The sequence below is a fragment of the Escherichia sp. KCJ4928 genome, assembly GCF_004352695.1.
Taxonomy (GTDB): Bacteria; Pseudomonadota; Gammaproteobacteria; order Enterobacterales; family Enterobacteriaceae; genus ECMA0423.
Genome location: NZ_SJWV01000135.1, coordinates 1 through 11430, shown reverse-complemented (window position 1 = coordinate 11430; position 11430 = coordinate 1). Strand labels below are relative to the sequence as shown.

The 11430-nt window shown below is 47.7% G+C and carries 12 protein-coding genes and 1 pseudogene; 8 read left to right on the top strand and 5 right to left on the bottom strand.

The genetic code is table 11. From position 1 onward, the window contains the following. Positions 1–274: 274 nt before the first annotated feature. Complete coding sequence (yncL, locus tag E0D98_RS17100; RefSeq protein WP_001303494.1) at positions 275–370, bottom strand: stress response membrane protein YncL; 96 nt, start codon at positions 368–370, stop codon at positions 275–277. A gap of 194 nt (positions 371–564) precedes the next feature. Here yncL and ortT point away from each other — a divergent pair, with 194 nt between their 5' ends. Continuing rightward, positions 565–738: an orphan toxin OrtT gene (gene ortT, locus E0D98_RS17095; protein ID WP_000061178.1), complete on the top strand. Its 174-nt coding sequence runs from the start codon at positions 565–567 to the stop codon at positions 736–738. An 85-nt stretch (positions 739–823) separates the two neighbouring features. Continuing rightward, positions 824–1057 carry a DUF2526 family protein YdcY gene (gene ydcY, locus E0D98_RS17090; protein WP_000018633.1) on the top strand — a complete coding sequence of 78 codons (234 nt, stop codon included), beginning with the start codon at positions 824–826 and terminating at the stop codon, positions 1055–1057. On the opposite strand, the pseudogene E0D98_RS17085 reads toward ydcY, so the two are convergent. Further along, positions 1058–1506: pseudogene (locus tag E0D98_RS17085) on the bottom strand (DMT family transporter). After that, positions 1503–2021 (bottom strand): L-methionine sulfoximine/L-methionine sulfone acetyltransferase, encoded by a 519-nt coding sequence (gene mddA / locus E0D98_RS17080; RefSeq protein WP_001353827.1) that lies wholly within the window; start codon positions 2019–2021, stop codon positions 1503–1505. Before mddA ends, E0D98_RS17085 begins: the two are co-directional and overlap by 4 nt. Before the next feature lie 180 nt (positions 2022–2201). On the opposite strand from mddA, the gene curA reads away from it, so the two are divergent. Together curA and mcbR are read left to right on the top strand one after the other, a co-directional pair. After that, positions 2202–3239, top strand: a complete 1038-nt coding sequence (gene curA, locus E0D98_RS17075; RefSeq protein ID WP_050877154.1) for an NADPH-dependent curcumin/dihydrocurcumin reductase — start codon at positions 2202–2204, stop codon at positions 3237–3239. 197 nt (positions 3240–3436) lie between these two features. Continuing rightward, entirely contained in the window at positions 3437–4102 is a 666-nt protein-coding gene (mcbR, locus tag E0D98_RS17070; RefSeq protein ID WP_001307192.1) for a colanic acid/biofilm transcriptional regulator McbR, read from the top strand. Between the two features lie 35 nt (positions 4103–4137). Here the strand turns inward: mcbR and pqqU are convergent, their stop codons facing one another. After that, the gene (gene pqqU, locus E0D98_RS17065; protein ID WP_047087020.1) at positions 4138–6240 is read right to left on the bottom strand and encodes a TonB-dependent receptor PqqU; all 2103 of its coding nucleotides are present in this window, start codon (positions 6238–6240) and stop codon (positions 4138–4140) included. Between the two features lie 241 nt (positions 6241–6481). On the opposite strand from pqqU, the gene E0D98_RS17060 reads away from it, so the two are divergent. Then, positions 6482–7543 carry a YncE family protein gene (locus tag E0D98_RS17060; RefSeq protein WP_000550675.1) on the top strand — a complete coding sequence of 354 codons (1062 nt, stop codon included), beginning with the start codon at positions 6482–6484 and terminating at the stop codon, positions 7541–7543. A 114-nt stretch (positions 7544–7657) separates the two neighbouring features. Here E0D98_RS17060 and ansP read toward each other — a convergent pair whose 3' ends face one another. Continuing rightward, positions 7658–9157, bottom strand: coding sequence for an L-asparagine permease (gene ansP / locus E0D98_RS17055; protein ID WP_001295649.1), 1500 nt, complete (start codon positions 9155–9157; stop codon positions 7658–7660). A 265-nt stretch (positions 9158–9422) separates the two neighbouring features. Between ansP and E0D98_RS17050 the strand changes: the two genes are divergently transcribed. The 3 genes from E0D98_RS17050 to E0D98_RS17040 all read left to right on the top strand — a co-directional run. Then, entirely contained in the window at positions 9423–10040 is a 618-nt protein-coding gene (locus E0D98_RS17050; RefSeq protein ID WP_000598855.1) for a glutathione S-transferase family protein, read from the top strand. 75 nt (positions 10041–10115) lie between these two features. Next, positions 10116–10328, top strand: a complete 213-nt coding sequence (locus E0D98_RS17045; RefSeq protein ID WP_000882235.1) for a YncH family protein — start codon at positions 10116–10118, stop codon at positions 10326–10328. 819 nt (positions 10329–11147) lie between these two features. Further along, positions 11148–11430 (top strand): contractile injection system protein, VgrG/Pvc8 family (locus E0D98_RS17040; RefSeq protein ID WP_001511834.1); only part of this gene is annotated, 283 nt, incomplete at its 3' end.

The window sequence follows — 11430 nt, the reverse complement described above, 5'->3', positions numbered from 1 at the left end:
ACGTTATTCCTTGAAAGTATAAAGCATTTATAGACTCCCGCGCGTATAAAGTATTCATGATAGAAAAATGTGAAAACAAGATTCCGTTTGAATCAGTAAGCTGTTTGTATAGACGACAGTAGGGGGATGTTTTCTACTCATTTCAATGTAGATGCCAGCAAAAAGAAGTAAATATTAAGGATAATGTTGTAAACCTGGAGAGTATGAGAAGATCTTGCGTACTGTCAGAGAGTTGATTTCTCTGACAGTACGTGCTGCGTGCAAAATCACTACATCAAATAAACCAGCCAAATCTCATAGAGATAAGAGTAAACAAACCAACAGCAGCAAAGACATTTATCAGTACTACAGTTCTACTGGAAACATTCATTTTTGCCACCTTTTATCATTGCCCCTATGTGTATAGTACGGGTTAAGAAAATCCGCAATAATACTCATTCTGAAGATGGATAAGGGCAAGTTGCTGTTTGATGATTTTTTCTCAAACTGGTGAAAAAACTTGATGCACGTCAAAAAATGACGCATATTTGCGCGCGTTTTATTCATCTGGCTGGACGCCCGTACATGTCTCTCTATCAACATATGCTTGTTTTTTATGCGGTTATGGCAGCAATCGCATTTCTTATCACCTGGTTTCTTTCTCACGATAAGAAACGCATCCGTTTCTTAAGCGCCTTTCTGGTGGGGGCAACATGGCCGATGAGTTTCCCGGTGGCGCTGTTGTTTTCACTGTTTTAAATCTTACTCACTGGCTTGACGGCACCACGCAGACTTATATCATTTGGATGAATCGATAAATTTCACAAGTGGTTAAGGAGAAAGTATGTCGCATCTGGATGAAGTCATCGCGCGCGTGGATGCCGCGATTGAAGAGAGCGTCATTGCCCATATGAACGAATTATTAATCGCCCTGAGCGATGACGCGGAGTTAAGTCGGGAAGATCGCTACACCCAGCAGCAGCGTTTGCGCACCGCTATTGCTCATCACGGTCGCAAGCATAAAGAAGATATGGAAGCGCGCCACGAACAGTTAACCAAAGGCGGCACCATCCTCTGATTAAAATGAGCGTCTGGCTACCAACCAGGCGCCAACCACAAGTAAAATTGCGCCACAAATTGGGCCGAACAACGCCCGTAGTGGTACGCCATGACTGCGGAAGATATCCAGCATCAGACCGCCAATTAGCTGGCTGGCGACCAGTACTGCAATAGTTGTCGCCGCTCCCACATTCTGATATCCGCTGATACTGGCGAAGACAAAAACGATCCCAGCAAGCCGGGTATAAGTGTCCACCAGCGCACGCTGGACACCAGTTCGCCAAACCCCGCCATGCCTTGTTTAAACCATAAAATAGAAACAAAGAGCACAATCCCCACCAGTGAGTTCAGCAACATGGCGATGAGAATGGTAGAGGAGGTCTGGGTGATGCGCACCATCAGCGTGTTCTGGACTACCAGACCAATTCCGGCGGCAATCAAAAAAGCAAGGGTGAGCGACTGATTCATCCAATCGCGTCCGGTTCAGTGCGTTCGTCGAGTTGCAACTGCATAAATGTCAGATCCAGCCAGCGCCCAAATTTAGTGCCCACCTGCGGCATTTGTGCGGTGACGACAAATCCCAGCGAATGGTGCAGATGCAGCGAGGCCTGATTTTGCGATTCGATCCCGGCGACCATGACATGCTTCCCGCTATCCCGCGCTTCATCAATCAATCGGCTTAACAATTTACGCCCCAGACCTTTGCCCTGATGATCGGGATGGACATAAACCGAATGTTCCACGGTATGGCGAAAACCATCGAAACTACGCCAGTCGCCAAACGAGGCATATCCCGTCACTACGCCATCTTCTTCACTTACCAGCACCGGATAACCTGCTATGGTCCGCGCTTCAAACCAGGCAATGCGGTTATCTGCATCAACCGTTTGGTCATTCCAGATAGCCGCCGTATACAACACGGCGTGGTTATAAATTTCCGCAATGGCAGCACAATCGGCTTTGCGGGCAAAACGGATGGACATGTCTGGCCTCGATAAAATAATGATGATGATGTTATCAATACTATCGAAAACAGCCCGAAGCAACGGATTCCTCGATGAAATTATTGCGTGTTGCAGAGGGGATGTGACGGCTGCAAACAAAACCAATCCCGTGAGCCTGCTACTATTGATGGATTCATGCCAAAAGCACAGGAGAGCATTATGGGGCAACAAAAGCAGCGTAATCGACGTTGGGTTCTGGCCTCGCGTCCACATGGCGCACCGGTTCCGGAGAATTTCCGTCTTGAAGAAGATGATGTCGCCACACCGGGTGAAGGACAGGTGTTACTGCGCACAGTTTATTTGTCCCTGGACCCGTATATGCGTGGACGTATGAGCGATGAGCCATCTTATTCACCGCCTGTTGATATTGGCGGCGTGATGGTCGGCGGCACGGTGAGCCGTGTTGTGGAGTCGAATCATCCTGATTATCAGCCTGGCGACTGGGTGCTGGGCTACAGTGGATGGCAGGACTATGACATATCCAGTGGTGATGATCTGGTGAAACTTGGCGATCATCCGCAAAATCCATCGTGGTCGCTGGGTGTGCTGGGGATGCCAGGCTTTACCGCTTATATGGGGCTGCTGGATATCGGTCAGCCTAAAGAGGGCGAAACGTTGGTGGTAGCTGCGGCGACAGGTCCTGTGGGAGCAACGGTGGGGCAAATCGGCAAACTTAAAGGTTGCAGGGTGGTGGGGGTTGCCGGTGGCGCGGAAAAATGCCGCCATGCTATCGAGGTGCTGGGCTTCGATGTTTGTCTTGATCACCACGCGGATGATTTTGCCGAACAACTGGTGAAAGCGTGCCCAAAAGGTATTGATATCTATTATGAAAACGTGGGCGGTAAGGTATTTGATGCAGTGCTACCATTACTTAATACATCTGCGCGCATTCCCGTTTGTGGCTTAGTGAGCAGCAATAACGCTACAGAGCTACCACCCGGTCCGGATCGTTTACCCCTGTTGATGGCAACGGTGCTGAAAAAACGTATTCGCTTGCAAGGGTTTATTATCGCTCAGGATTATGGTCACCGCATCCATGAGTTTCAGAAGGAGATGGGGCAATGGGTGAAAGAGGATAAAATCCACTACCGCGAAGATATTACTGATGGTTTAGAGAATGCGCCACAGACGTTTATCGGCCTGCTGAAGGGTAAAAACTTCGGCAAAGTGGTGATCCGCGTCGCGGGTGATGATTAAAGTTTCAACGGCGGCGTAAGCCGCCATAAAAATCCAGGCAAAAAGCTTATTTTCAGCTTTAATTAACTAACCACGTCATTGTTCTGCTGCTAATAACAACAAAGGTGAGTGGTTTATGATTATTCACTTTAATACACCAGGTGAACTCCTTCTGCCATGCAGGCAGGGTTGGACAGAAAACACGCGAAGGAATTAAAATGCCTGGAACGGGAAAAATGAAACATGTCAGTTTGACTCTGCAGGTTGAGAACGACCTGAAACATCAGCTTAGTATTGGCGCATTAAAACCTGGCGCACGCCTGATTACTAAAAATCTGGCGGAGCAATTAGGTATGAGTATTACACCTGTGCGTGAAGCATTATTACGTCTGGTTTCGGTGAATGCGCTTTCTGTCGCACCTGCACAAGCATTTACAGTTCCGGAAGTGAGGAAACGTCAATTAGACGAAATCAATCGGATCCGCTACGAACTGGAATTAATGGCAGTTGCTCTGGCTGTTGAAAACCTCACCCCGCAAGACCTGGCGGAACTCCAGGAATTGCTCGAGAAATTACAGCAGGCGCAAGAAAAGGGCGACATGGAACAAATCATTAATGTAAACAGGCTATTTCGCTTAGCGATTTATCATCGCTCAAATATGCCCATCCTGTGTGAGATGATTGAGCAACTGTGGGTCAGGATGGGGCCTGGTTTACATTATCTCTATGAAGCGATTAATCCAGCGGAATTACGGGAGCATATAGAAAACTATCATCTGTTACTCGCTGCGTTAAAAGCAAAAGACAAAGAGGGATGCAGACATTGTCTTGCTGAAATTATGCAACAAAATATTGCTATTTTATACCAGCAATACAATCGTTAAAGTAAATGCCCGGCAAATACCGGGCATCAAGGTAATTACTCAAATCTCCACGCAATATTCATGCCGACACCATAATTTCGTCCGGGCGAAGGTTCGTAATATCGCCCGTTTGACTCATTGACAATGACAGAACCAACGTATTCTTTATCGAATAAATTATCGACACGACCAAATAAATCCACAGTTAAATTGTGGTAATTGTATTTATACCCGGTGAATAAGCCGACGAGAGTATAAGACGGCGCTTTTGCCGTATTTTCATCATCTGCCATAATATCGCCCATATAACGCGCTTCCGTGCCTGCATACCAACCATCTTCCGGTACATAACCTATCGACGCAAAGCCCATATTACGGGCGATCCCTTGCATCCGGTTACCGTTACAATCCTGTTCATTGCAAACATTGCTGCGATAGGTCGCATCAAGCCAGGTCCAGGACGCTTTTACGCGAAAATCTCCCGCGAAACGTTGATCCCATGCCAGTTCAGCGCCTTGACGACGGGTCTTTCCGGCATTTTTGTAAGTCGTACGCCCACCGCTACTGCTATCGACAACAATTTCATCATCAGTGTCGGTCTGAAACAATGCGAGACTAAGCAGCCCATCACCAATACGCGTTTTACTGCCGATCTCAATTGTATCGTTGGTGGATGGTTTTAAACCAAAGTTCATACCGCTTTGCCCATCAGCGCGATAAGACAGCTCATTAATCGTCGGCGTTTCAAAACCTCGCCCGGCTGCCAGATAGATATTCCAGGCATCGGTCATTGCATATTTTAACGAACCGGCAGGTAGCCATTTATGATAACTGGCATCACCGCTGTCATCGCCGTTACCCGGAGTAACGTAATGATCATTGGAATCAAACCACACGGAGCTGTAGCGCACGCCAGCATCCAGGGACAGTTTTTCGCTCAGCTGCCACTGCGTCTGTAAATAGGGATCGACGTTCCACATCAGATTGCGTTCGTCGCGACGCAACTCACCTTTTTGCCCGTATTCCGGCACGCCGCTATTCAGGCGAAAGTTATTGTAGCCCTTGCGGTTTTCACTCATGTTTTCGTAGTTCAGGCCGGTAGTGAACGTGACCGGAACGCCCAGCTCGCCACGGTGTGTCCAGCGACTGTCTACCCCCTGATAATGGCGTTGCAGAGTAATCACGCCGCCCGCATGCGACGGGTTAAGTTGGGGGGCCATCGGGATTGACTGGTACTGGGTCGTTTCTCGCTCTCCGGCATACATCATCACACTCATATCATCTTGCGCGCTCAGGCTACGCTCATAGTGCAACCCAGCCTGAGTTTGCTTGATGGTTTTTCGCGTGTCGTACTGTTCTGCACGAGGCGCTTGTTGTGGATTCGCCTTCCATTCTGCTTTGGTTAGCCCACCTGGGTCATCTGCTTTGATATCCACACTATTGAAAATCAGGCTTAATTTGCTGGCTTCATCAATGCGTACGCCCAGTTTGGCATTGGCTAAATTTTTCTGTGCGCCACTATGGTCACGATAGCCGTGGGTCGTAAAACGCGTGGTTGAGACGGTGTAATCAACATCGCCGGGCTGTGTGCCGTCTCCCGTTGCGCCCGTTGCTTTCAGCCCATAGCGCCAGCTGCCGAAACTGCCGTAGTAACTACTGGCTTCAATGGTTGGTGGCTGTTGTCCGGTCTGGGTGGTGACATTCATTACACCGCCAGACGCGTTGCCATACAGGGCAGAGAAGGGGCCACGCAGCACTTCCACATTTTGCACACTGCTTAAATCGATGTTGGATGTTTGCCCTTGCCCGTCGGGCATGGTGGCGGGAATACCGTCCATATACAGGCGAATACCGCGAATACCGTAAGTGGAGCGGGAGCCAAATCCGCGAATCGACAGCTGTAAATCTTGCGCATAGTTCTGCCGGTTTTGTACCTGCAAACCAGGCACGCCGGTCAGTGATTCGGACAAGTTAATGCGCGGTGTTGCCAGGCGCATCTCCTCGCCATCCACCACGCTTACTGCTGCTGGGGTATCCAGTTCTGAAACCACCTGCGGTGCGGCACTGACAATCATGGTCTGTTCATCAGCGGCAAAAACAACGGGGGAAAGGGCAAGTAGTGCGGGCAAAACGGTCTGTCGAACGGAAAAAATCTTCATGAAAAAAGCCAGGTTAAGAATGGGAAAACGCCGTCATGGTAATGAAATTGTAAATTTATGGAAAATGAAACGGCACAATACGTTAAGTAATTGAGAGAATTGTAGTCGTAACGGCAAGAAATGCTCCACATTTGAGAAAATAATGATTACCATTCCCATTTATAACAAGAGCGTAACGATGATTACGCTTAGCGAAGCATTGTGAAGCAGCAAAAATATCGGTTCATCAAAGGGAGTCGTCATGCATTTACGTCATCTGTTTTCATCGCGCCTGCGTGGTTCATTACTGTTAGGTTCATTGCTTGTTGCTTCATCATTCAGTACGCAGGCCGCAGAAGAAATGCTGCGTAAAGCGGTAGGTAAAGGTGCCTACGAAATGGCTTATAGCCAGCAAGAAAACGCGCTGTGGCTCGCCACTTCGCAAAGCCGCAAACTGGATAAAGGTGGCGTGGTTTATCGTCTTGATCCGGTCACTCTGGAAGTGACGCAGGCGATCCATAACGATCTCAAGCCGTTTGGTGCCACCATCAATAACACGACTCAGACGTTGTGGTTTGGTAACACCGTAAACAGCGCGGTCACGGCGATAGATGCCAAAACTGGCGAGGTGAAAGGCCGTCTGGTGCTGGATGATCGTAAGCGCACGGAAGAGGTGCGCCCGCTGCAACCGCGTGAGCTGGTAGCTGATGATGCCACGAACACCGTTTACATCAGTGGTATTGGTAAAGAGAGCGTGATTTGGGTCGTTGATGGCGAGAATATCAAACTGAAAACCGCCATCCAGAACACCGGTAAAATGAGTACCGGTCTGGCGCTGGATAGCAAAGGCAAACGTCTTTACACCACTAACGCTGACGGCGAATTGATTACCATCGACACCGCCGACAATAAAATCCTCAGCCGTAAAAAGCTGCTGGATGACGGCAAAGAGCACTTCTTTATCAACATTAGCCTTGATACCGCCAGGCAGCGTGCATTTATCACCGATTCTAAAGCCGCAGAAGTGTTAGTGGTCGATACCCGTAATGGCAATATTCTGGCGAAGGTTGCGGCACCAGAATCACTGGCTGTGCTGTTTAACCCAGCGCGTAATGAAGCCTACGTAACGCATCGTCAGGCAGGTAAAGTCAGTGTGATTGACGCGAAAAGCTATAAAGTGGTGAAAACGTTCGATACGCCGACTCATCCAAACAGCCTGGCGCTGTCTGCCGATGGCAAAACGCTGTATGTCAGTGTGAAACAAAAATCCACTAAACAGCAGGAAGCTACCCAGCCGGACGATGTGATTCGTATTGCGCTGTAATAGATGTGGCGAGGGTGAAAACGGAGAGACTTGCCTGACTTTTATCACGCCGCATGCGGCACACCTTCGTCAGTAATCTAAATTTGCCCGGCACGTAGCCGGGCAATTTTGCAATTAGCTCGCCGTTTCAGGCTTAAACACAATTTCCTGTTTTTCTTCATCTTCCTCGACGACTGGCGCAGTGCTGTGAATTTCAGCAACGCGTTTGCGCACACCAAACCAGCCTATAACCAGCAGAATACCGATAATCGGCAGCGCCGCGATAGTATAAGTCCCGTTCGGGTAATCGAACGCCATCAGCACCAGGACACTCAGTAAAAACAGTAATGTCAGCCAGGAAGTGAAGGGCGCGCCAGGCAGTTTAAAACTGACATCCGCTGCTTTGCCTTGTTTAATTGCTTTACGCAGGCGCATCTGGCACACGATGATAAACGCCCATGAAGCGATGATTCCCAGCGACGCGAAGTTCAACACAATCTCAAATACGCGCGACGGCACCAGATAGTTGAGGAATACGCCGACGACATACACAACTAGTGTCGCCAGAATCCCGGCATACGGCACATGCTGACGACTCATTTTCGCCATAAAACTCGGTGCGGAACCGCCCATCGCCATTGAGCGCAGAATACGTCCGGTGCAGTACAGACCTGAGTTCAGGCTGGAGAGGGCAGCGGTCAGCACCACAATGTTCATAATGCTGCCGATATATGGCACACCCAGTTTAGAGAAAAACGTCACGAACGGACTTTGCCCCGCCTGATACGCGCTCCACGGCAATAGCATAACCAGCAACACCACGGAGCCGACGTAAAACAGGCCAATACGCCAAATCACGCTGTTAATCGCTTTAGGCACCATGGTCTGCGGATCTTTACATTCTCCGGCAGCTGTACCCACCATTTCAATGGAGGCAAAAGCAAACACTACGCCCTGAATCAACACCAGAGCAGGCAGCAAACCGTGGGGGAAGAAGCCGCCATTATCGGTAATTAAATGAAAGCCAGTGGTGTTGCCATCCAGCGGCTGACCACTACCGAGGAACACTGTACCCACGACCAAAAAGGTCACAATGGCGAGCACTTTAATAAGCGCAAACCAGAACTCCATCTCCGCAAACCATTTCACACCGATCATATTCATGGTGCCAACGATGGTAAGTGCAGCGAGCGCAAAGACCCACTGCGGCACGCCGCCAAACGCACCCCAGTAATGCATATACAGAGCGACGGCGGTAATATCAACAATCCCCGTCATCGCCCAGTTGATGAAGTACATCCAGCCAGCAACATAAGCGGCTTTCTCACCCAAAAACTCACGGGCATAAGAGACAAAACTGCCACTGGAAGGGCGGTGTAGCACCAGCTCACCCAATGCACGCAGAATAAAAAACGAAAACAAGCCACAAATTAAATAAACCAGTGCCAATGCTGGACCCGCCATTTGCAGTCGGGCTCCTGCACCTAAAAACAAGCCGGTGCCAATCGCGCCGCCAATGGCGATCATCTGTACCTGGCGATTGCCCATCGCTTTGTGATACCCCTCTTCGTGGGCATTAAGCCAGCGGCGTTTCGCGGCGTGTTGATCTGAAGTGTCGGTGTCGTGTTTACTCATTGCTCTCCCTGATTGCTTTAATGAAAAAGTCATATAAGTTGCCATGAACAATGTTTATTCATCCTGGCGATGATAGTTATCACCATTATTCTTTATGGGTATAAAACTATCGGCGCAGCATCCTACCCGTTATCGATAAACGATGCAAAACATCCCCTTACAATCCTGAAGGGGAATAATACAACTGACGAAAAAATGACAAATCTTTTTGCTGGTTAACCTGTGTACTGTCCTACACTTAATCTTTAAAAGATTGTGAGGGCATATGATTAAGGTGTATGGCGTACCCGGATGGGGCTCTACAATCAGTGAGCTGATGCTAACACTGGCTGATATTCCTTATCAGTTCGTTGATGTCAGTGGTTTTGACCACGAGGGAGCTTCACGCGAGTTATTGAAAACCCTGAACCCGTTGTGTCAGGTTCCGACACTGGCGCTGGAAAATGACGAGATTATGACGGAGACAGCGGCGATTGCATTTATGGTTCTCGATCGTCGCCCGGACCTTGCGCCACCGGTTGGGCGCGCCGAACGTCAGCAGTTTCAACGGCTATTGGTCTGGCTGGTTGCTAATGTCTATCCAACATTCACTTTCGCCGATTACCCTGAGCGTTGGGCATCTGACGCACCTGAACAGTTAAAGAAGAATGTAATTGAATATCGCAAATCACTTTATATCTGGCTGAATTCACAATTGACCGCTGAACCTTATGCCTTTGGTGAGCAACTAACGCTAGTGGACTGTTATCTCTGCACCATGCGCACATGGGGGCCGGGGCATGAATGGTTTCAGGATAATGCGCAGAATATCAGCGCGATCGCTGATGCTGTATGTCAGTTACCGAAATTACAAGAAGTATTAAAAAGGAATGAAATTATTTGAGTGGGATACCAGAAGATTATGTTATTTATTATTCAGTAACTTTATCCACAATGATGGGTGTAATTAATTAAATTCATGTTATGTTTTTTGATTTATATCACTCTCCCCTTCATTCAGCTTGTCTATTTCATTTCCTCTGAAAAGAAACTAACTATTCACATTGTGCAGATGTTTCACTTGTTATCACAGGTATTCTATAATCTCAAAAAGTTTTTAATGATGGATATGCTCGGAGTTGGAGATGCAATTAATATTAATACAAATAAAAATATCCGGCAGGTATGCTAAAAGGATAAATGGCGTTCTCTGTATTTATTCGCAATTATCTGTAGGACAAATATGGAGAGCTTGATGAGTCAGAGCTAAAACAGCAATTGATTAATAAACATGTTGATTTATTCAAGAAAATGGATGTATTTTAAATGTTGATTCTTAATATAACCTAATCAATAGATTATCAAGTGAGAGCTACACATTATTGGAGGGGCAGGGGAAAACACCATTTTGGGAACAATGCATCAGGTACTCTTACCACTGAAGCAAGATCATCCGGCACCAGGTGGTGGTGCAGTGCTTTGGAAATGGTCCCCTCGGGGGAGTTGTCATTATTTTCTATGCTATTTGCTTATTATATTCATCAGGTGAATTTAATAAATTCCTAATTTGAAATATCCACTATTAAGCTAGTGTTTAACGACGTTAAGATGGCAATGTGCAGATCATGTTATCAGGGTGGGGCGGTAGCGTATATTCCTTATACAAACCATCATTCATTTCAATGATTGTTATTGAATTATTTATTGTTGTGAATAAAAAGACATTATGAATATTGGTTTGACTTTGCATATCAGGTTTTTTATTACTCGCTGTAATGTACGAGCCTGTCGTGAATAACGTCGAGAACCCATCCGTTGCGTTTGTGATTATTTTGTTGACTAAACAGACACCCGTTTCTCTGAAGTAAAATCCCAGACTAAATCATCACATAACCATGACATTTTTCTGATATTCCCCGGTAACGCCAGATGTCGACTCGCTTATCTCATCCGCCCGACATGTTGTACATGCAATATGTGCGGATCATTATTCATTTTACTGGAGGTTGCTATGTCAACCGGATTACGTTTCACACTGGAAGTGGACGGCCTGCCGCCGGATGCTTTTGCGGTGGTTTCCTTTCATCTGAACCAGTCACTCTCTTCGCTCTTTTCCCTCGATCTCTCCCTGGTCAGCCAGCAGTTTCTCTCCCTTGAATTTGCGCAGGTGCTGGACAAAATGGCCTACCTGACGATATGGCAGGGCGATGAAGTACAGCGCCGGGTGAAAGGCGTGGTGACCTGGTTTGAACTCGGGGAGAACGACAAAAACCAGATGCTGTACAGCATGAAGG